Source organism: Streptomyces sp. NPDC091387, from assembly GCF_044756945.1.
In the GTDB taxonomy this organism is placed as follows: Bacteria; Actinomycetota; Actinomycetes; order Streptomycetales; family Streptomycetaceae; genus Streptomyces.
On record NZ_JBIVTZ010000001.1, the window covers coordinates 208,837 to 229,212 of the forward strand.

At 70.6% G+C, this 20,376-nt stretch carries 18 protein-coding genes and 3 pseudogenes; 10 read left to right on the plus strand and 11 right to left on the minus strand.

Annotated features, from left to right (window positions below; all coding sequences use genetic code 11):
- Positions 1 to 23: 23 nt before the first annotated feature.
- From ACIQM0_RS01075 to ACIQM0_RS01090, 4 genes are all read right to left on the minus strand, one after another.
- A complete protein-coding gene (locus ACIQM0_RS01075; RefSeq protein WP_363027201.1) occupies positions 24 to 599 on the minus strand; it encodes a TerD family protein in 576 nt (191 codons plus the stop codon).
- A gap of 121 nt (positions 600 to 720) precedes the next feature.
- A complete protein-coding gene (locus tag ACIQM0_RS01080) occupies positions 721 to 1,296 on the minus strand; it encodes a TerD family protein (protein WP_363030743.1) in 576 nt (191 codons plus the stop codon).
- Positions 1,297 to 1,446: 150 nt separating this feature from the next.
- Positions 1,447 to 1,905: a peroxiredoxin gene (locus tag ACIQM0_RS01085; RefSeq protein ID WP_401282108.1), complete on the minus strand. Its 459-nt coding sequence runs from the start codon at positions 1,903 to 1,905 to the stop codon at positions 1,447 to 1,449.
- Between the two features lie 196 nt (positions 1,906 to 2,101).
- A complete protein-coding gene (locus ACIQM0_RS01090; RefSeq protein ID WP_073735865.1) occupies positions 2,102 to 2,542 on the minus strand; it encodes a DUF3052 domain-containing protein in 441 nt (146 codons plus the stop codon).
- Positions 2,543 to 3,072: 530 nt separating this feature from the next.
- Between ACIQM0_RS01090 and aceE the strand changes: the two genes are divergently transcribed.
- A complete protein-coding gene (aceE, locus tag ACIQM0_RS01095; RefSeq protein ID WP_363030744.1) occupies positions 3,073 to 5,814 on the plus strand; it encodes a pyruvate dehydrogenase (acetyl-transferring), homodimeric type in 2,742 nt (913 codons plus the stop codon).
- Between the two features lie 70 nt (positions 5,815 to 5,884).
- Here aceE and ACIQM0_RS01100 read toward each other — a convergent pair whose 3' ends face one another.
- Together ACIQM0_RS01100 and ACIQM0_RS01105 are read right to left on the minus strand one after the other, a co-directional pair.
- Positions 5,885 to 6,247 carry a peptidase inhibitor family I36 protein gene (locus tag ACIQM0_RS01100; RefSeq protein ID WP_401282112.1) on the minus strand — a complete coding sequence of 121 codons (363 nt, stop codon included), beginning with the start codon at positions 6,245 to 6,247 and terminating at the stop codon, positions 5,885 to 5,887.
- A gap of 179 nt (positions 6,248 to 6,426) precedes the next feature.
- Positions 6,427 to 7,914 (minus strand): MFS transporter, encoded by a 1,488-nt coding sequence (locus tag ACIQM0_RS01105; protein ID WP_401283354.1) that lies wholly within the window; start codon positions 7,912 to 7,914, stop codon positions 6,427 to 6,429.
- Between the two features lie 238 nt (positions 7,915 to 8,152).
- Here ACIQM0_RS01105 and ACIQM0_RS01110 point away from each other — a divergent pair, with 238 nt between their 5' ends.
- The 5 genes from ACIQM0_RS01110 (at position 8,153) to ACIQM0_RS01130 (ending at position 13,450) form a co-directional block, all read left to right on the plus strand.
- A complete protein-coding gene (locus ACIQM0_RS01110; RefSeq protein ID WP_401282114.1) occupies positions 8,153 to 8,893 on the plus strand; it encodes a TetR/AcrR family transcriptional regulator in 741 nt (246 codons plus the stop codon).
- 135 nt (positions 8,894 to 9,028) lie between these two features.
- Positions 9,029 to 10,240, plus strand: coding sequence for an alpha/beta hydrolase (locus tag ACIQM0_RS01115; RefSeq protein WP_401282117.1), 1,212 nt, complete (start codon positions 9,029 to 9,031; stop codon positions 10,238 to 10,240).
- Positions 10,241 to 10,325: 85 nt separating this feature from the next.
- On the plus strand, positions 10,326 to 11,285 hold the full coding sequence (locus tag ACIQM0_RS01120) for a DUF4429 domain-containing protein (protein WP_401282120.1): 960 nt from the start codon (positions 10,326 to 10,328) through the stop codon (positions 11,283 to 11,285).
- 99 nt (positions 11,286 to 11,384) lie between these two features.
- Entirely contained in the window at positions 11,385 to 12,767 is a 1,383-nt protein-coding gene (locus tag ACIQM0_RS01125; protein ID WP_401282123.1) for a sensor histidine kinase, read from the plus strand.
- On the plus strand, positions 12,764 to 13,450 hold the full coding sequence (locus ACIQM0_RS01130; protein ID WP_401282126.1) for a response regulator: 687 nt from the start codon (positions 12,764 to 12,766) through the stop codon (positions 13,448 to 13,450). The genes ACIQM0_RS01125 and ACIQM0_RS01130 overlap by 4 nt, the downstream gene beginning before the upstream one ends.
- Before the next feature lie 182 nt (positions 13,451 to 13,632).
- Here ACIQM0_RS01130 and ACIQM0_RS01135 read toward each other — a convergent pair whose 3' ends face one another.
- Positions 13,633 to 13,803, minus strand: a complete 171-nt coding sequence (locus ACIQM0_RS01135) for a hypothetical protein (protein WP_401283420.1) — start codon at positions 13,801 to 13,803, stop codon at positions 13,633 to 13,635.
- On the opposite strand from ACIQM0_RS01135, the pseudogene ACIQM0_RS01140 reads away from it, so the two are divergent.
- The 3 genes and pseudogenes from ACIQM0_RS01140 to ACIQM0_RS01150 all read left to right on the plus strand — a co-directional run bounded on the left by ACIQM0_RS01140 (position 13,721) and on the right by ACIQM0_RS01150 (position 16,064).
- A pseudogene (locus ACIQM0_RS01140) lies at positions 13,721 to 14,685 on the plus strand (alpha/beta hydrolase). The gene ACIQM0_RS01135 and the pseudogene ACIQM0_RS01140 sit on opposite strands and share 83 nt — an antisense overlap.
- A 21-nt stretch (positions 14,686 to 14,706) precedes the next feature.
- Positions 14,707 to 14,988 (plus strand): annotated as a pseudogene (locus tag ACIQM0_RS01145) (acyltransferase family protein); the annotation flags it as partial.
- Between the two features lie 497 nt (positions 14,989 to 15,485).
- On the plus strand, positions 15,486 to 16,064 hold the full coding sequence (locus ACIQM0_RS01150; RefSeq protein ID WP_401282129.1) for a hypothetical protein: 579 nt from the start codon (positions 15,486 to 15,488) through the stop codon (positions 16,062 to 16,064).
- Positions 16,065 to 16,074: 10 nt separating this feature from the next.
- On the opposite strand, the gene ACIQM0_RS01155 is transcribed toward ACIQM0_RS01150, so the two are convergent.
- From ACIQM0_RS01155 to ACIQM0_RS01170, 4 genes are all read right to left on the minus strand, one after another.
- Positions 16,075 to 16,257: a hypothetical protein gene (locus tag ACIQM0_RS01155; RefSeq protein ID WP_401282132.1), complete on the minus strand. Its 183-nt coding sequence runs from the start codon at positions 16,255 to 16,257 to the stop codon at positions 16,075 to 16,077.
- Positions 16,258 to 16,415: 158 nt separating this feature from the next.
- Positions 16,416 to 17,174, minus strand: a complete 759-nt coding sequence (locus ACIQM0_RS01160) for an SDR family NAD(P)-dependent oxidoreductase (protein ID WP_401282135.1) — start codon at positions 17,172 to 17,174, stop codon at positions 16,416 to 16,418.
- 25 nt (positions 17,175 to 17,199) lie between these two features.
- Entirely contained in the window at positions 17,200 to 18,546 is a 1,347-nt protein-coding gene (locus tag ACIQM0_RS01165) for an MFS transporter (RefSeq protein ID WP_401282138.1), read from the minus strand.
- Between the two features lie 79 nt (positions 18,547 to 18,625).
- Positions 18,626 to 19,210, minus strand: coding sequence for a TetR/AcrR family transcriptional regulator (locus ACIQM0_RS01170; RefSeq protein ID WP_401282141.1), 585 nt, complete (start codon positions 19,208 to 19,210; stop codon positions 18,626 to 18,628).
- A gap of 273 nt (positions 19,211 to 19,483) precedes the next feature.
- On the opposite strand from ACIQM0_RS01170, the pseudogene ACIQM0_RS01175 reads away from it, so the two are divergent.
- A pseudogene (locus ACIQM0_RS01175) lies at positions 19,484 to 20,227 on the plus strand (acyltransferase); the annotation flags it as partial.
- Between the last annotated feature and the right edge of the window lie 149 nt (positions 20,228 to 20,376).

A 20,376-nucleotide genomic window follows, 5' to 3' on the forward strand; every position in this document is an offset into this window, starting at 1 on the left:
GCTCCCCCGCGCCGAGCGCGGCTTTACGAAACGTTGACCCCGAAGTCTAGAGCGATGCCGCGCAGTCCTGACGCGTACCCCTGCCCCACTGCACGGAACTTCCACTCGCCGCCATAACGGTAGAGCTCACCGAAGATCATCGCGGTCTCCGTCGAGGCGTCCTCGCTCAGGTCGTAACGCGCGAGTTCCTGGCCGTCGGCCTGGTTCACCACCCGGATGAACGCATTGCTGACCTGCCCGAATGTCTGCCCGCGATTGTCCGCGTCATGAATCGAGACCGGAAATACGATCTTGTCGCAGCCGGCCGGCACCTCCGTGAGGTTCACGATGACCGACTCGTCGTCGCCCTCGCCCTCACCCGTGAGGTTGTCACCGGTGTGCTCCACGGAGCCGTCGGGACTCGTGAGGTTGTTGTAGAACACGAACCATTCGTCGCCGAGCACCCGTCCCGACTGGCACAGCAGCGCGCTGGCGTCGAGGTCGAAGTCGGCCCCCGTGGTGGCTCGTGCGTCCCAGCCGAGCCCGATCAGCACCTGGGTGAGATCGGGTGCGGCCTTGGAGAGGGAGACGTTGCCTCCCTTGGCGAGTGTGACGCCCATGGTGTGTGTCCTCCCCGAGTGAATGAACCGTCTGTCGAGCGCGTCCGGCGCCGCACGGAGTGCGGCGCCGGACGGGACGTGCTGCTGCCTGCCCGGGAGGCGCGCCCCCCGGATCGGCTGTCTAGACGTTGACGCCGAAGTCCTGCGCGATGCCGCGCAGACCCGAGGCGTAGCCCTGACCGATGGCGCGGAACTTCCACTCCGCACCGTTGCGGTACAGCTCGCCGAAGACCATGGCGGTCTCCGTCGAGGCGTCCTCGCTCAGGTCGTAGCGCGCGAGCTCGCTGTTGTCGGCCTGGTTGACCACGCGGATGTACGCGTTGCGCACCTGGCCGAAGCTCTGCTGGCGCGACTCGGCCTCGTAGATCGAGACCGGGAAGACGATCTTGTCGACGTCGGCCGGGACACCGGCCAGGTTGACCTTGATGATCTCGTCGTCGCCCTCGCCCTCACCGGTGAGGTTGTCACCGGTGTGTTCGACGGAGCCGTCGGGGCTCTTGAGGTTGTTGAAGAAGACGAAATTGCCGTCGTTGCCGACCTTGCCCTCGGCGTTCGTCAGCAGGGCGCTGGCGTCGAGGTCGAAGTCACCACCGGTGGTGGTACGAGCGTCCCAGCCCAGACCCACGATGACCGCGGTCAGGTTGGGCGCGGCCTTGGTCAGCGAGACGTTGCCGCCCTTGCTGAGGCTGACTCCCACGAGTCCTCCCATTGGTTTCATTGGGGGCCGGCCGGTGCCGGCGCCTCCACGTTGCGTTGGCATCGGATCAACGAGTGGATCCTAGTGACCGGTTCCCGGCCAAAACAGGCTTTTGGCCGGGGGTCGCGCGGAGATCCACCGGATCTCGGATCAGAGCGAGCCGAGCGCCTTGACGTAGTCGTTGAGGTCGCGCGCGTCGGGCAGCCCGTTCACGACGGTCCAGCGCACCACGCCCTCCTTGTCGATGATGAAGGTGCCGCGCACCGCGCAGCCCTTCTCCTCGTCGAAGACGCCGTACGCCCGCGAGGTCTCACCGTGCGGCCAGAAGTCCGAGAGCAGCGGGTACTCGAGGCCCTCCTGCTCGGCGAAGACGCGCAGGGTGTGGATGGAGTCGTTGGAGACGGCGAGCAGCTGCGTGTCGTCGTTCTCGAACGTGGGCAGCTCGTCGCGCAGGGCACAGAGCTCGCCCGTGCAGACGCCGGTGAAAGCGAACGGGTAGAACAGCAGCACCACGTTCTTGGCGCCGCGAAATTCGGAGAGCTTCACGGTCCGGCCGTGATTGTCCTTCAGCTCGAAATCCGGGGCCTTGGTGCCGACCTCGATCGCCATGAAACGCGTCCCTTCGCTACGTCGCCGGGCTGGGCTGTCCGGGTGGCTCCCACCCTACGCAGAGGCCTCTGGCGGCCGTGCAGCACCCACAGAAGCCCATCTCGCGGTTCTCCCGCGTGCCAGGGGCCGCCAGAGGATGTACGAAGGCCCCCGGGCGGCGTGCTGCCGTCGGGGGCCTTCAGTGGCGGAATGCGGTTCAGCGCCTGGGTTTGGCCGCCACCTTCGGCGTGGCCAGACGGCTGCCCGTCCAGTCCTTGCCCGCACTGATGCTCTTGGTCTGGGCGAGACCGGCTGTCTGGGCAGCCTCGTTGATGTCGCTCGGCTCGACGTATCCGTCACGGCCGGTCTTCGGCGTCATCAGCCAGACCGTGCCGCCCTCCTCGAGCAGACCAATGGCATCCACCAGCGCGTCCGTAAGGTCGCCGTCCTCGTCGCGGAACCAGAGCAGGACGACGTCTGCGACGTCGTCGTAGTCCTCATCGACGAGATCCTGGCCGATAGTGGCCTCAATGCCCTCACGGAGCTCCAGCTCGACGTCGTCGTCGTAGCCGATCTCCTGGACCACTTGTCCGGGCTCGAACCCCAGGCGTGCTGCCGGGTTGGTCCGCTCCTCCGCGTGGTCCGCGGTCGCGCTCACGGGTTGCCTCCTGATCATGTTTCGGAAAATGCTGCAGCCACGCGCGTACGCGGGGCGTTGGCCGTAGTCCACACGGGAGCGGCGGATCGCGCAAGTACCCAGCGCACGAGACCGCCTAAACGGTGACGTTTCGTGCCACGTCGCCGCACTGTCGGCGGCCCCTTGCCGGAGCCCGCGCTACCGTCCACACCCTTTACGTCCTTGAACAGCTTATGCCGTTTCGGTCCGGCATTCGGAGTCGAGCAGTGTTTGGGAACACTTGGACGCCTTGGGCGTATGGTTGCGGTTTCGCCCGACCCATCCTGCCCGATCCGCCCTCCCGGCGCGTCCTGCCTCCCCGGTACCCGCTCCGGCGCGGCCCATCCGGACCTTCGGGACCCGGCGGCGCGGCAGCCTCTGGTTACCTCTCGGTAGAGATGACGTTTGCGCGCTCGCGGGTACACGATGGGGCGGCGTACGTGTACACATCCCGGGGGCGTGACTCCCTCACCCAGGCCCCGTAGCGCAGCACCGAACAGCGAAGGAACAGCGTGGCTTCCGGATCCGATCGCAACCCGATCATCATTGGCGGCCTTCCGAGTCAGGTCCCGGATTTCGATCCCGAAGAGACCCAGGAATGGCTCGACTCCCTCGACGCCGCCGTCGACGAGCGGGGCCGCGAGCGGGCCCGCTACCTCATGCTCCGGCTCATCGAGCGGGCACGCGAGAAGCGTGTCGCCGTGCCGGAGATGCGTAGCACGGACTACGTGAACACCATCGCCACGAAGGACGAGCCGTTCTTCCCCGGCGACGAGGAGGTCGAGCGCAAGGTCCTCAACGCGACGCGCTGGAACGCGGCCGTGATGGTGTCGCGGGCGCAGCGTCCGGGGATCGGCGTGGGCGGTCACATCGCCACGTTCGCGTCCTCCGCCTCGCTGTACGACGTGGGTTTCAACCACTTCTTCCGCGGCAAGGACGACGGCCTGGGCGGCGACCAGATCTTCTTCCAGGGCCACGCCTCACCCGGGATCTACGCCCGCGCGTTCCTGCTGGACCGGCTGAGCGAGGCGCAGCTCGACGGCTTCCGCCAGGAGAAGTCGAAGGCGCCGAACGGACTGTCCAGCTACCCGCACCCGCGGCTGATGCCGGACTTCTGGGAGTTCCCGACGGTCTCGATGGGTCTCGGCCCGCTGGGCGCGATCTACCAGGCGCGGATGAACCGCTACATGGAGGCGCGCGGCATCGCCGACACCTCCGAGTCGCATGTCTGGGCGTATCTCGGCGACGGCGAGATGGACGAGCCGGAGTCGCTCGGCCAGCTCTCCATCGCCGCCCGCGAGGGCCTGGACAACCTGACCTTCGTCGTCAACTGCAACCTCCAGCGCCTCGACGGCCCGGTGCGCGGCAACGGCAAGATCATCCAGGAGCTGGAGTCGCAGTTCCGCGGGGCCGGCTGGAACGTCATCAAGCTGGTCTGGGACCGCTCCTGGGACCCGCTGCTGGCGCAGGACCGCACGGGCATCCTGGTCAACAAGCTGAACACCACGCCGGACGGCCAGTTCCAGACGTACGCCACCGAGACGGGCGCGTACATCCGTGAACACTTCTTCGGTGACGACGCCCGGCTGCGGGACATGGTCAAGGACATGTCCGACCAGCAGATCCTGCACCTGGGCCGCGGCGGTCACGACCACCGCAAGGTCTACGCGGCGTACGCGGCGGCCAAGGCCCACAAGGGCCAGCCGACGGTGATCCTGGCGCAGACGGTCAAGGGCTGGACGCTGGGGCCGAACTTCGAGGGCCGCAACGCGACCCACCAGATGAAGAAGCTCACGGCCGAGGACCTCAAGCGCTTCCGGGACCGGCTGCACATCCCGATCGCGGACAGCCGGCTGGAGGACGGGAACCCGCCGTACTACCACCCGGGCCGCGACTCGGACGAGATCCAGTACATGCACGACCGCCGCAAGGGTCTGGGCGGTTACGTCCCGACCCGTGTGGTGCGGGCGAAGCCGCTGCCGCTGCCCGACGACAAGGCGTACGCGAGTGCGAAGAAGGGTTCGGGTCAGCAGTCGATCGCCACCACCATGGCGTTCGTCCGTGTCCTGAAGGACCTCATGCGGGACAAGGAGATCGGCAAGCGTTTCGTGCTGATCGCGCCCGACGAGTACCGGACCTTCGGTATGGACGCGTTCTTCCCGAGCGCGAAGATCTACAACCCGCTGGGTCAGCAGTACGAGTCGGTGGACCGCGATCTGCTGCTCGCGTACAAGGAGTCGCCGACCGGCCAGATGCTGCACGACGGCATCTCGGAGGCGGGCTGTACCGCCTCGCTGATCGCCGCCGGTTCGGCCTACGCCACGCACGGCGAGCCGTTGATCCCGGTGTACGTCTTCTACTCGATGTTCGGTTTCCAGCGGACCGGCGACCAGTTCTGGCAGATGGCCGACCAGCTCGCGCGCGGCTTCGTGCTGGGCGCCACCGCCGGCCGTACGACGCTGACCGGTGAGGGGCTCCAGCACGCGGACGGCCACTCGCAGCTGCTCGCCTCGACCAACCCGGCCTGTGTCGCGTACGACCCGGCGTTCGGGTACGAGATCGGGCACATCGTCAAGGACGGTCTGCGCCGGATGTACGGGGGGACGCCCGAGGAGAACGAGGACGTCTTCTACTACCTCACGGTCTACAACGAGCCGATCCAGCACCCGGCCGAGCCCGCCGACGTGGACGTCGAGGGCATCCTGAAGGGCGTGTACCGCTACAGCAGCGGCGAGAAGGGCGAGATCCCCGCCCAGATCATGGCGTCCGGTGTGGCGGTCCCCTGGGCGGCAGAGGCACAGCGCATCCTCGCCGACGAGTGGAACGTGAAGGCGGACGTCTGGTCCGCGACCTCCTGGAACGAGCTGCGGCGCGAGGCCGTGGACGTGGAGCGGTACAACCTGCTGCACCCGGAGGAGGAGCAGCGCGTCCCGTACGTGACGCGCAAGCTCTCCGGTGCCCAGGGGCCGTTCGTGGCGGTCTCGGACTGGATGCGGTCCGTACCGGACCAGATCGCGCGCTGGGTGCCCGGTGCGTACCAGTCGCTGGGCGCGGACGGGTTCGGCTTCGCGGACACGCGGGGCGCGGCGCGCCGGTTCTTCCACATCGACGCGCAGTCGATCGTCCTGGCGGTGCTCACCGAGCTCGCGAAGGAGGGGAAGATCGACCGTTCCGCGCTGAAGACGGCGGTCGACCGCTACGACCTGCTGGATGTGGCCGCGGCCGATCCGGGGGCCGCGGGCGGCGACGCGTAGCGGTCGGGGCACGGACGCGGGGCGGTGGGACCTCGGGGTCCCGCCGCCCCGCGGCGTTTTCTGTATACGGTCAGTTCTCCCAGACCTTGAAGGCGCGGACCTGGTACGGGGACTGCGGCACCCAGGTACCGCCGCCCGGGTAGGTCTCGAACTCGCCGGTCTCCGCGCACTCGGCCGACTGGTAGGTCGTGACCGGGCGGCCGGTGCGGTTGGCGAGCGCCTGGACGGCGGAACCCGCCGGCAGCGGCACGCAGCTGTCGATGTCGATGGTGGACAGCTCGTGGACCTGGCGGGCACCGGTGAATCCCGGTTTCGCCCAGAGGCAGAGCTGACCGGCCCCGCAGGTGCCGAGCCGGACGGGCGCGGCCTGGGCCACCGCCTGCGGGATCAGGGCGGCGGCGGCCAGGACGGCGGCGACGACGGTTGTACGCATGTGAATGAACCCCCGTGGTGATGTGGATCTTCCGCACCCACCCTGAGCTGCGGGGCGACGGATCGGGAAGGGGCCGGGGGCGGTACCACCCTGATAGGCGACAGCCCCGCCGGAACGTTCCGGCGGGGCTGTCGTGCGCGCTGTGTTGACGCCTCCCGGCGTCGGGGCGGTCGGTCGGATCAGATGTGTCCGGCGCCCGCGCCCGCTTCGGCGTTCTCGCCGCGCTTGGTCAGGGTGGCGACCAGGGCCGCGATCACCGCGACGATGCCCGCGACCATGAACGCCGTGCTCATGCCGGACACGAACGTGTCATGGGCGACGTTCACGATCTTGCCGGCGACCTCGGGCGGTGTGCCCGGGGCGACCGGCGGAATACCGACCTTGACGGCCTGGGACGCCTGGTCCAGCTGCTCCCCGGCCAGCGGGGGCAGCTGCGCGTCCTTCCAGTTGTCGGCGAGCTCGGCATCGACCCGGGCGGCCATGATGGCGCCGAGGACGGCCGTACCGAGGCTGCCGCCGACCTGCATGGCGGCCTGCTGGAGGCCTCCCGCGACACCCGAGAGCTCCATCGGGGCGTTGCCCACGATGACCTCGGTGGCGCCGACCATGACCGGTGCGAGGCCGAGGCCGAGCAGGGCGAACCAGATCGACATGGTGACGGTGCCGGTGCCGACGGTCAGCTGCGACATGCCGAAGCACGCGACCGCGGTGCAGACCATGCCGCCGACCAGCGGGACCCGAGGGCCGAACTTGGTGATCAGGAGGCCCGCCAGCGGCGAGGCGACGATCATCATCGCGGTCAGCGGCAGCAGGTGCAGACCGGCGTCGACGGCCTTCATGCCGTGCACGTTCTGGAGATAGAAGGTGACGAAGAACAGGCCGCCCATGAAGGCGAAGGCCATCAGCACCATCAGGACCGTACCGGCGGAGAGCGGCACGGAGCGGAACATCGCCAGCGGGATCAGCGGCTCCTTGACGCGCTGCTGGACGAGGGCGAACCCGACGAACAGGGCGACGGCGGCGATCAGGAAGCCGACCGTCTTGAGGTCGCCCCAGCCCCACTCCGAGCCCTTGATGAGCGCCCAGATCAGGCAGAACATCGCCGAGGAGAGCAGCACGATGCCGGCGATGTCGAAGGAGCGCGGCGCGTTCTCGGCGCGGTGGTCCTTGAGGATCAGCACGCCCAGCACGAGCGCGATCACGCCGACCGGCACGTTGATGAAGAAGACGGACTGCCAGCTGACGTGCTCGACGAGCACGCCGCCCAGGATCGGGCCACCGGCGGTCGAGGCGCCGATCACCATGCCCCAGATGCCGATCGCCATGTTCAGCTTCTCGGCCGGGAAGGTGGCGCGGAGCAGGCCGAGCGCGGCCGGCATCAGCAGCGCGCCGAAGAGGCCCTGGAGCACCCGGAAGGTGATCACGAGGACGACGCTGCTGGAGAGGCCGATGGCCCCGGACGCCGCGGCGAAGCCCACGACGCCTATCAGGAAGGTCTGGCGGTGGCCGAACCGGTCACCGAGCTTGCCCGCGGTGATCAGGGAGACCGCGAGGGCGAGCATGTAGCCGTTGGTGATCCACTGGACATCGGCGAGCGAGGCGCCCAGGTCCTTCTGGATCGCGGGGTTGGCGATCGCGACGATCGTGCCGTCGAGCGCAACCATCATCACGCCGATGGCCACGGAGAAGAGCGTCAGCCAGGGGTGGCCGCGCAGCCCCTTGGCAGGTGCGGGAACAGGGACATCCCGGGGCTCCCGCGGTGCCTTTTCGACGGTGGTCTGACTAGTCATACCCGGAGATTAGTGTCAGTCACTGACAGTTGACAAACCATTTCACAAGTCGGTAACTGTCACGTAGCTCACAGGTACGCTGAGCTGGACAAAGCAGGAAAAGAGGACCAGCTCAGTGACCGACGGGCAACGAGCCGCCGAGTATCCGACCGGGCTGCGCGAGCGCAAGAAGCGACGCACCAGGGACGCGCTGCTCCATGCCGCCCTCGATCTTTTCACCACCCAGGGGTACGAGGAGACCACCGTCGACGAGATCGTCGACGCGGTGGAGGTCTCCCAGCGCACCTTCTTCCGCTACTTCGCCGGCAAGGAGTCGGCCGCCTTCGCCGTCCAGGAGATGGTGGAGTCGCGCTTCATCACCGAACTGCGCCAACGGCCCGCGTCGGAGGCCCCGTTCGAGGCCATGCGCCGCGCGGTGCTGTGTGCCTGGAACAGTATCGGGGAGGCCATCGAGGCCCTCATCCCGGTCGAACTCCACATGCGTACGTACCAAATGATCGAATCGACGCCCTCGCTGCTCGCCGCCCACCTGCGGCGCAGCAGTGAGCTGGAGAACCAGATCGCCCTGCTGATCGCCGAGCGCGAGGGTCTGGACGTGACGCTGGATCCGCGGCCGAGGGTCGCGGTCGCCGCGTTCTCCGGGGTGATGCGGGTGACCGGCCAGCTGTGGGGGCACGGGCGGGAGACCAGCATGGACTCGCTGCGGACGCTGACCGAGGTGTATCTCGACCAGTTGGGGCCGGCCCTCGCCGAGGACTGGCACACGCCCGCACGGGGCCATGTGCCGCACGTCTCGGACCCGGCGTATGGCCAAGGTCACAACACGCGGGCCACGCCTCCGGGATGCGCCGGCTGAGGGGCGCGGGGCTCGGCGGAGCGTACGGGAGGTCCGTACGGAGGGTGAGGGAAGAGGCGTTCCATTCCCCACAGTCGGGTGATGTCGGTCACCCGCTTCACGGCCTCCGGCGCGCGTCTCCTAATGTGGGCCCAAGTGACTTCCTTCGATTCCTCCCCGACGCTCACCGCGTGGCGCACTCTGCTCGCCCTCGCGGTTGTGTTCGTGATGCTGGCGACCACTGGCTGGACCGCCGTGCGTCATCAACGCTCCGACGAGCCACGCACGGTCGCACTCGCCTCCTGGGCCAGGGGATCGATAGCGGGCCGCGCCCTTCCCCCGGCCGATGCCCGGCCGTCCGGGCTGGCGCACTTCTTCGCCACGCTCACGGCCGCGCAGCGGATCCGGCTGGCGGACAAGTACCCGCTGGTGGTGGGGAATCTGAACGGCGCGCCGGTCACCCTGCGCTACCGGGCCAACCGGCTCGCGCTCGTCCAGGCGAGCGCGGCCGAACAGCAACGGGTGCACGACAGCAGGCTCTCCCCCGCCGGCCGCGCCGAGGCGGTCCGCCGGGCGGACCGCTTCCGGTCGATGCTCGCCGACGGCCGGCACTTCCTCGCGTTCGACCCGTCCGGCCGGGGCCACGCCGCCGAGGTCTTCGGTGATCTCGACCGTGCCGAGCGGGTCTCGGTGGTCGTACCGGGCGTCGACACCAATCTGCTGACGCTGGAGCGGACGGGGTCCAAGACCAACGCCGCGCCCGTCGGCATGGCCAAGTCCCTGTACGCGGCCGAGCGGTCCGCCCGCCCCGGCGTACGGACCGCCGTGATCGCCTGGGCCGACTACACCGCGCCCGTGGGGATCGGCATGGACGCCGTCCTCGGGAATCTCGCCCAGCGCGGGGCGGTCCGGCTCGACGCGCTCGTCGACGCGCTCCCCGGCCTCGCACCCGTCTCGCTGTTCTGCCACAGCTACGGCTCCGTCCTGTGCGGCGTGGCCGCGCGGGAACTGCCCGCCCGGGTGACCGACATCGCGGTCGCGGGCAGTCCGGGCATGCGGGTCGACAACGCCGGCCAGCTGCACACACGGGCCAACGTGTGGGCGATGCGGGACCGCGACGACTGGATCGCGGACGTACCGAACCTGGAGGTCGCCGGGCTCGGCCACGGGGCCGATCCGGTGGATCCGGCCTTCGGCGCGCGGATCGCCGCCGCGGGCGACGCGGTCGGCCACAGCGGCTATTTCGAGCCGGGTACCGAGAGTCTGGGCAACTTCGCCGCGATCGGTGTGGGCACCTACGGTTCGGTGACCTGTGCGCAGGCCGACGCCGCCTGCCACGAACGAATTTCCGGCGACGAGACGGTCTGACGCGCGTAGAGAGCCGTGACCCCTCACGGATTGCGGTCGACTCCAAGGGGGGACGTGCGGGCAAGTGCCGCATACGATGAGGCGTATGGGTGATGTGCTGGCCGGAATTCAAGCCACCTGGGAGTTCGACACCGACTCCGTGCTCATCCGCTTCGAACGGGGTATCCGCACGCCGAGGCTCTTCCAGAGCCTCCGTGAACGCCGCGTCCCGCACGCGGCGCTGTCGTCGGTGACGCTGACCCCGGGCAAGCGGGGCACGGTGGTGCTGCGTGCCGTCCCGAGACCCGGTGCCGATCCTCTGCTGGAGGCCGCGGCCGGACAGCTCAAGGACGGCTGCGATCCGTACCGCCTCGTGCTCCCCGCCGAGCGCGAGACGCTCGCCGAGTACTACGCGGACGAGCTGCGGGCCCGGCTGGGCCCCGACGCCGGTGAACCCGCCGAACGCTTCCTGGTCGCGGCCCCCGAGGCACCGATGCGCTTCAAGGCGTACGACGGCCGGGCCAGCTTCGACGGGGACCGGATCTCGTTCCGGTGGTTCTGGACGGGTGCCTCCTCGGAGAAGTGGAAGGCGGGCGACCAGACGTTCCCGGTCACCGAGCTGAGCGGCGTCGAGTGGCGCTCGCCCGAGGCCTTCGAGGGCTATCTGCGGCTGGTGCCGAGAGGGCTGGAGGGCACGGTCCCGGCTTCGGCCGAGGGCGGCGGCCTCGGCGGCGGTCCGGGCGCGGCCCTGTGCACGGGCACCGCCCAGAGCGTGCAGGCGGCGGCCGGCCGGCCCACCCGGGCCGACGAGGACCCCGCCGCGGTGATCTTCGGCCTCGGCTACGGTCCGGTGCACGAGTCGCTGCCGTTCGCCGCGGCCGTACTGGAGTCCGTCCGCAGGAAGCAGTCCTCGCCCGCAGCGGCCACGGCCCTGACGTCCGCCGGGCGGCGCGACCCGGCGGACATCGCGGAGCGGATCCACCACCTCGGCGAGCTGCACCAGGCGGGTCTGGTGACGGACGACGAGTTCAGCGCGAAGAAGGCCCAGCTGCTCGCCGAGCTGTAGGGCCTGTCCGGGGTGATACCCCGGTACGGGGCACGCACGCACAACCGGAACCCCGGTATGACGCCCGGGGGCGGCTCCGCTGCCTACCCTGAGCAGGCCATGGCCACTTCCTCCCCGCCCCCGTCGTCCCCGCCGACGACGACGGACGGTCTGCTGAGCGCCGCCCGCCGCAATCTGCGCGAGATCGCCCACGGACTCTCCCACCCCTCCCATCCCCCGACCCCGCTCCTGGCCGACGCCCCGAAACGGTGGCAGCGGCTCATGCCGTACGTCGTCGTGCTCGCTCTCGCGGCGGTCTTCGTCCCGGTCACGATCGCGGTCCTGCGCGACCAGTACGGCCTGGCCGGCGGGGTGGCGGGCGCGCTGGGCGTCGCGCAGGCCGCACCGCTGCTGATGCTGGCGCACCGGCCGCTGCAGGCCTGGTGGATCATCTTCCCGGCCGACGTCCTGGGCGCGTTCGTGATGCTCGGGCACCCGGTCGAGGAGTACGGCATCTGGCCGTGGACGCCGCCCGTCCTGATCGGCTACCTCTTCCTGCTGCTCGCGCTGGCCCTGCGCGAGACCCGGCGGACGCTGGTCTCCGTCTGGCTGGCGACGGGCGCGGCGGGTCTCTTCCTGCATCTGCTCCGGCCCGAGCGCAGCAACGGCAGCGCGCTGCTGCTGGTCATCCTCGGCGCCGTGGTGCTGGTGATCGGCGCGGCGGTGCGGGAACGAGGCGTCGCCCAGCGCCGGCTGGCCGAGCAGGAGACCATCAGCGAGGCCGAGCGGGCGCAGCGCACGCTGCTGGAGGAGCGCACCAGGATCGCCCGCGAGCTGCACGACGTGGTCGCGCACCACATGTCGGTGATCACGGTCCAGGCGGACTCCGCCCCGTACCGGCTGGGCGATCTCCCGGACGAGGTCCGCGAGGAGTTCGACTCGATCGCCGCGAGTGCGCGGGAGTCCCTCGGGGAGATGCGGCGGCTGCTGATGGTGCTGCGCAGCGAGGGCACGGAGGCCGAGCGGACGCCGCAGCCGGGGCTCGACCGGCTGCAGCAGCTGGTGGAGGCGACGGTGCGGGCGGGGCTCCCGGCCGAGCTGTCGCTGCCCGCCTCGCTGACGGGCCTGCCGCAGACGGTCGACCTGTCGGCGTACCGGATCGTGCAGGAGGCCCTGGCCAACGTGGTCCGGCACGCGCCGGGGGCCCGGACCCGGGTGTCGGTCAGCTCCGACGGTGCGCATCTGACGGTTCTGGTCGTCAACGGCCCGCCGGAGCGCACGGGTTCGTCGCTCGCGCCGCTGGAGACGACGGGGACGGGACACGGTCTGGTCGGGATGCGTGAACGCGTACGGTTGACCGGCGGCACGCTCGACACCGGGCCGCTGCCGGACGGGGGCTTCCGGGTGGCCGCGCGCCTGCCGCTGCCCCCGGCCGCACCGCCGGGCTCCGCCGGTGACGCTTCCGCGCCCACTTCCCCGCCCCCGCGTCCGGAGGACCCGTGACCATCCGTGTGATCATCGTCGACGACCAGGCCATGGTGCGGGCGGGGTTCGCGGCGCTGCTCGCGGCCCAGGCCGACATCGACGTGGTCGGTGAGGCGCCGGACGGGCGCCAGGCCATCGACGTCAGCCGCCGGGTCCATCCGGACGTGGTGCTGATGGATGTCCGGATGCCCGAGATGGACGGCCTGGCGGCGGCGCGTGAGCTGCTGAACCCGCCGGTGGGCGTGGCGCACGTGCCGAAGGTGCTGATGCTGACCACGTTCGACGTGGACGACTACGTGTACGAGGCGCTGCGCGCCGGGGCGTCCGGCTTCCTGCTGAAGGACGCGCCACCGGCGGATCTGATCTCGGCGGTACGGGTGTTGGCGGCGGGCGACGCGCTGCTGGCCCCGTCCGTGACCCGGCGCCTGATCGCGGACTTCGCCCGCCAGGGCCCGTCCGGCGCGGCGCGCGGCGGGGCGGCGCTGCGGCTGAACGGGCTGACTCCGCGCGAGACGGAGGTGCTGGAGCTGATCGCCCGGGGGCTGTCGAACCAGGAGATCGCGGGGCGGCTGGTGCTGGCCGAACAGACGGTGAAGACGCACATCGGGCGGGTGCTGGCGAAGCTGGACCTGCGGGACAGGGCGCAGGCGGTGATCTTCGCGTACGAGGCGGGTGTGGTGGTCCCGGGCGAGAGCCCCTGAGGCCCGTCGACGGACCCGGCGAGCTGAACCCCGTACACCCCCTACCCCGGTATCACCCCGCGGTTGGCCCCCGGGGGTGACGCCCGCGCACCCACCGTCTTCCTACCTTCCTCCCCGTCACGCCGAACGACGTGACGGGATCCGGCTCGGCCGGAGAGGGAGGGTCACGGTCACATGCGCCGTTACGCAAGGACCTTGGTCGCGGTCGCACTGGCGACCACCGTGGTGGCCGGGACGGCCGGCTGGGCCTCGGGGAACGCCCAGCAGGCGTTGACCGGGCCGCCGCCCGGCACCGCCGCCTGGCGGGCGGACCACGTGCTGGGGCGCGAGCTGCCCGATCCGGAGCGGGACACGCCCTTCGAAGTGAGCCGATTCTTCCGGGGTTGTCCGGCGAGGACCAACAGACGCTGGTCACGCGGCATCCGCTCGTCGTCGGGAACCTCGACGGCGCACCGGTCGAGCTGCGCTACCGGGCCAACGCCCTTGCGCTGAAGGCGAGTCACGATCCCCGGTACGCCGGACTCGCCGCGGACCCGCCGCGGCAGATCCTCGCGTTCGACCCGCGCGGCCGGGGCCAAGTGGCTGAGGTGTTCGGTGACTTGAGGGCCGCGCGGCACGTGTCCGTCGTGGTGCCGGGTTCGGACATCGACGCCGGGACCTTCGACCGCCGCACCGATGTGTACGGCACCCCGGCCGGCATGGCCAAGTCCCTCTACGCGCAGACCGGCCGGGGCAGCGCCGTGATCGCCTGGGCCGGATACACCACCCCCGTCGGCGTCGGCGTGGACGCGGCGACGGGCTCGCTCGCGGAGGCCGGGGCCGACCGGCTGACCCGGTTCGACGACGGGCTGGCCGCCGACGGTGTGCCCACGCCCGCCGTGTTCTGCCACAGCTACGGCTCCGTCGTCTGCGGACTCGCCGCACCCCGGCTGCGCGCCACGGACCTGGTCGTCCTCGGATCGCCGGGGATGCGCGCCGACAACGTCCGCGCCCTGCGCACCGATGCCCGGGTCTGGGCCGCCAAGGACCCCGGCGACTGGATCGACCACGTGCCGAACGTCGAGTTCGCCGGGCTGGGCCACGGCGCCGACCCGGCCTCCCCCGCGTTCGGCGCCCGCCGGGTGCCCGCCGACGACGCCCACGGGCACACCGGCTACTTCGCCCCCGGCACCGAGTCCCTGCGTGCCTTCGCCGCCATCGCGGACGGCACGTACGCGGAAGGGGATGCGCGATGAGCCCGCACACCCTGGCCGACCGCGTCGACACCCGCCCACCGTGACCGTGCCGTCGACGGGCTGCGCGCCCTCGCCCTGCTCGCCGTGCCGACCGGGCACTGGCTGCTCGGCGGGTTCCGCCTCGACGACGGCGGCGCCCCGCGCCACGCGAGCCCGCTCTCGGCCTTCGGGGGCCTCGCCCCGTTCAGCTGGGTGCTCCAGATGCTGGGCGTGTTCTTCCTGGTCAGCGGGTACGCCTCGGTGCTCTCGTACCGCCGGAGGAAGTCCACGACCGGGGCCTGGCTGCGCGGTCGGTGTGTACGGAGGTTCTCCAGGGCTGTCGTATCGGCTGGTGATCATCCTGATACGGTCCCGCCCAGAAGTGATCGAGGGTGCGGGAGCGGACCCGGTCGGATGAACATCTGCTCGCCCTGGCTCGGCGCTGAAGTGCTACCAGAAGCTGGGCTACTTCCCGAAGGCGGACGAGGTCCCCGAGGCAGTGGTGGAGCACGTGCGGGGCGGGCCCACCCGCCGGACCTGATCAACGTGGGGCTGGAGGAGTTGGTCCGGGCCACCTGTGAGCTGCCGGCGTTCCGCACGCTGGACGAGATGGCTGCCCGCATCCGCCGGGAGGTGAACGAGGACATCTTCCACGCCGTCAGGTCCCGGATGCCCCTTCAGGACCGGGCCTGCCTCCAGGGGATGCTGGATGTGGGCGGGCTGAACCGGCTGAAGAAGCCCGCGAAGCGGCCGAGCTGGAGCCATCTGAAGGAACAGCACAGGCAGCTTCAGTGGGTGGACGGGCTCGGGGACACTGACGCGTGGCTGGCGGGCATCGCCCCGGGAAGATCGCCGGCTTCGCCGCCGAGGCCGGCGCTTTGGACGCGGCGGAGCTGCGGGACTACGAGAGGGGCAAGCGCACCGCGCTGCTGGTCTGCCTGGTGCACACGGCCCGCCGACGGGCCCGGGACGACCTGGCGGAGATGTTCTGCCGGCGGGTGGCCGCCAAGCTGAAGAACGCGAAGGACGAGCTGGAGGAGATCCGCAAGCAGCAGCAGGCGCTGGTGGAGCGGATGATCGGCACCTACCGCACGGTGCTGGAGCGGATCGACCCCGCCGACCTTGTCCCGCGCGGCCCGGACGGGGCCCCGGCGGCGTTCCCGGCGGGGAAGAAGGCCCGCCGCAAGGCGGCGCGGGCACTGGCCGCCCAGCGGGCCGTCGCTCTGGCGATGGCGCAGAAGGCGGTGCTGGCCCCCGGTTCGTTCGCGGAGGAGTTCGCCGACATCGAGGCGGTGGACGCCCATCACGGCACCACCGAGCTGACCGTGCGCCCTGACGCGTTCGACCCGCACCTGGAGGTCGACTTCGACGCGGAGGAGCCCGAGCCGACCGCGGCATGAATGCCCCGTGTCAGTCATGGACCGTGACCGTCGTCGAGTGTCCGGCAGCATCAAGGCCGCCGAAGTCCGGTACGCAGGTCCGTGCGGTGAGGTCGAGAGGCACGAAGTGCGCCTTGGAGACCTCCGGGATTCCGCCCTTCAACCGTGCCTCGGCTTCCTTGCCACGGGCCTCGCTGCGGCAGGCGAGGACCATTCGGGGGCCACGACGGGCCAGTTCGTGTACTCCGCAGATGCCGCTGTTGGCGTCGGCGGCACCGCAGTGCGGCCGCTCTGGTCGGGATGTGGCTCGCGTTCAGCCCGTCGTGGCGGAGTTCCTTGCTGGGGAAGGGTGTCGCCGAAGCCTACGAGCCGTCAGGCCGAGGATCCACTGTCGATGACCAGGTCGGTGCCTACTACCGCGCCGGCCGCGGGCGAGGCGAGGTAGAGCACCGCGGCCGCCACTTCTTCGGCCTCCGCGACCCGGCCGAGCGGGTTTTCTGTCTTCACCCGTTCAGCACGGTCGGCCTCGGTCTCGCCGGGCCTCAGCGACATGGGAGCGGCGGAGGCGCCGGGGCTGACCGCGTTGATGCGGATGCCCTGGTGGATGTGGTCGAGAGCGGCGGCGCGGGTCAGCGCGGAGACCGCTGCCTTGGAGGTGATGTACGCGGCGGCGTTCGGGATCCGCAGGTGTGCGCCCAGGTTGGAGGAGATGTTGACGATGGCGCCGCCACCGTTCTCCTTCATGTGGGCGATCTCGTGCTTCATGGCCAGCCAGACGCCGGTGACATTGGTCCGCAGCACCGCGTCCCAGTCCTCCTCGCTCACCTCTCCGACGGCTACGGTGCCGCGGAGTATCCCGGCGTTGTTGACCGCGATGTCCAGTCCACCGAAGCGGGTAACGCTCGCGCGTACCAGGTTCTGGAGCTGGCCGGAGTCGGTGACATCGGCGGTGACGGCGGTGGCCGTGCCGCTGGTGGCCTCGATGAGACCGACCGTCTCGTCCAGGAAGGCCGCGGTGCGGCCCGCGGCGACTACGGATGCGCCCTCGGCGGCGAAGGCGAGCGCGATCGCGCGGCCGAGGCCGGAGCCTGCGCCGGTGACGAGGACGGTCTTGCCGGTGAAGCGGTTCATTTCGGTGACTCCTTTGAGTGATGGATTACTTGGTGCGGTGGTTCAGGAGGGCCACGACGGCGAGGGCGGCCCCCGTCGCGGCCAGGGACGAGGCGTCGCTGCCGAGCGTGAGCAGGACAGCGAAGAGGACGGTCGGGCCGAATTCCATCGCAGTGTTCAGCACGCCACCCGCGAGCCCGGTCTGCTGCTGCGGTACACCTTCGGTGGCGAGCACGGCGGCTCCCGCGAAGGAGGCCGCGGTGCCGGCCGGCAGCAGCACAAGGCCCGGCAGCAGTCCATACGCGTACCAGGTGTGCGCATCGAGCCCAGTGAACGCGAGCAGGACGAGCCCGGCCGCGCCCGTGCCCAGCCCGGCGGCCGTGACGGCTCCGGCCCCGTACCGGCCGATGAGCGGTCCTGCCGCCCGGCCCGAGGCGATCAGCGCGATGGCGAACGGCACGAAGGCGGCCGAGGTCTGCAACTGTGACCAGTCGCGCGCCTGCTGGAGGTGGAGTGAGAGAACCACGAAGGTCATCGCGGTCCCGCAGGCGCTCAGTGCGATGGCCGTGAGGGCGAGGGCCCGCCGCCGGTCGAGCAGGAAGCGGGGCGGCAGCAGCGGGTCGCAGGCGCTGCCCTCGGCGTACCAGAACGCGGCCAGCAGCGCGGTCCCGCCAAGCAGCGGCACGAGCACGCCAGCCGACGACCAGGGGCGGGCGTCGGTGACGACGAGCCCGTAACCGGCGAGGGTGATCCCGGCGGTGGCGAGCAGAGCACCCGGCAGGTCGAGAGTCCTGCCCCGGTTCGGTGCGGTGTCCGGCAGCAGCCGGGGCGTGAGGGCGAGGGCTGCGATTGCCACCACGAGTGGTACGGCGAAGGTCCAACGCCAGGAAAGCAGCGCTGAGATGACGCCGGAGAGCAGATTGCCCGCGGTCGCGCCGAGTACCGAGAGCCCGCCCCAGGTGGCCATCGCCCTGCCGTACGCGGCGGGGGAGGGGAAGACGGCGCGCAGCACGGCCATGGCGGCCGGCGCGACGAGAGCCGCGCCTGCTCCCTGTGCGAAGCGCGCCGCGAGCAGTGCCCCGATGCCGGGGGCGAGCGGGGCGGCGGCCGAGGCGGCGGCGAAGAGGACAAGGCCCGAGGTGAGGGCGCGCCGCCCGCCGTAGCGGTCGGCGAGGCGTCCGCCGAAGAGCACCAGCCCGGCGAAGGTCAGTCCGTAGGCGGCGCTAAGCAGGATCAAGTCGGCGCGCTCCAGGTCGAATTCGCGCCCGATGCGGGGCAGCGGTACAGCGATCGCGGCGAGCGTGAAGATCAGCGTGGTCTGGACGCTGCCGAGGAGGGCGAAGGCGCATCGCTGCCGCATGGTGGCGACGCGGGCCGCGCCTGTAGCGGTCATGTCTTCCCCCTGATATTTGACCGATCGGTTCATTATTCGGGCGCGCGGAAGGGAGCCCGGTGGCTCCGGTGAGTGTGATTCAGTCCAGCAGGGCCAGCGCCTGCTCGGCCGCGTCCCGCACCCGGGCGGGATCGTTCGACGCCTTGCCGACGATCCGTACGCCCTGCAGCAGGACGAGCAGCATGCGGGCCAGCGCGCGCGGATCGCGGTCCTCGGGAAGCTCGCCCTGGGCCTGGGCCCGTACGAGCGCGGAGTGCAGTGGGGTTTCGACGTGCTCCCAGCTGATCTCGACCCGGCGGGCCGCCGCAGGGTCGTGCGGGGCCAGCTCGGCCGCGGTATTGGTGACGAAGCAGCCGTTCAGCCGCCCTTCCGGGGAGGCGGCTTCCGCGGCGAAGCGGCGCACCACCGCCCGCACCGCAGGCAGTGCGGGGCCCGGCTGAGACAGCTCGGCCAGGAGAAGCGGGTCGCGCATCTCGGCGTACCGGTCCATGGCCTTCAGATACAGCTCATGCTTGCTGCCGAAGGTCGCGTAGATGCTGGCGCGGCCGATGCCGAGGCGCTCAACGAGGTCCGCCACTGATGTCGCTTCGTAGCCGCGCCGCCAGAACAGCTCGAGGGCCGATTGCAGCACAGCGTCCGGATCGAATTCCTTGGTCCTGGCCACGTCGAAGACCATAGGCGCATCTAGAACGTTCGGTCAAATAACTGGGTGCGGCGGCAAGGCACTTGAGGCTCCCGACTTCCCCCGCGCTCCAGGACCCGGCACACCGTCGACCGGGAGACGGAGAAGAGTTCTGAGACACCGTCACCGCAGGTCGCCCATCGCACAGTTCCAAGATCGCGACTGTCCGGTCGGGGATCCCCTAACGAACAGCCATCAAGAGGCCTTGCTATCCCTTTCGGCCATATCTCGGCCGATCCCCTGCACGGTGGTCCCGCGCTGACCCCGTACTGCGTGCGCATGGCGAGGAGATGCGGCGGCTGGGCCGCGGCACCGCTGCTCGGCGCGGTCGCGGTGGTCGACCTGCTGCGCTACGGGCCGATGGCCGACGCCATGCCGTCCTGGCTGAGTCTGCTGAACATCCTGCCGGGCTGGCTCTTCGCGTACCAGCTCGGCGTGTCCTGGGGCATGGGCCGGGTCGGGAAGCGGGGCGCCGCCGCGCTGCTCGTCGGTGGCGGTGTGCTGTTCGCCGCGCTGCTGCTGTTCTTCCACTACCCGGCGTCGACGGTCGGGGTGCCGGGCGAGGCGCGCACCAACTCGCATCCGCCGTCGTTGCCGGTCCTCGCGCTGGCCGCCGCGCAGAGCGGTGCGGCGATCCTGCTGCGCGACCGTATCGGACGGCTGCTGCGCAGGCCGCTGGTGTGGGCGCCGGTCGTCGTGATCAACCTGTCGGCGATGACGATCCTTTGCTGGCACCAGACGGCGATGCTGGCGGCCGCGGTACCGGCGTCGTTCGCCGGGGCGGTGCCGGGGCTGACGACCGGTCCGGACACGGTCGGCCGGGTCCTGGCGCGGGTCGCGTGGATGCCGGTGTTCGCGGGGCTGCTGGTGCTGATCGCGCGGTACGCGCGGAGGTTCGAGGCGCCGTGGCAGGCGGGGACGCGGGCCGCGAACGCGCGGCGGGCGCTGGCGGGGGTGCTCGCGGCGGGGTTCGCGGTGTTCGCGCTGGGGTTGGCGTGAGGGCGGGCGGTGCTGGATCGCGCGGTGCGGGGCGCCCAAACCTCTCCCGTCCATGATCCACCACATGAGGTGAACCATGCATCCGAGAAGGGCATCCCGCCCGAATCGCCCCCCATGATGACGCAGTCCCGCCCCTTCCTTCGAGGAGT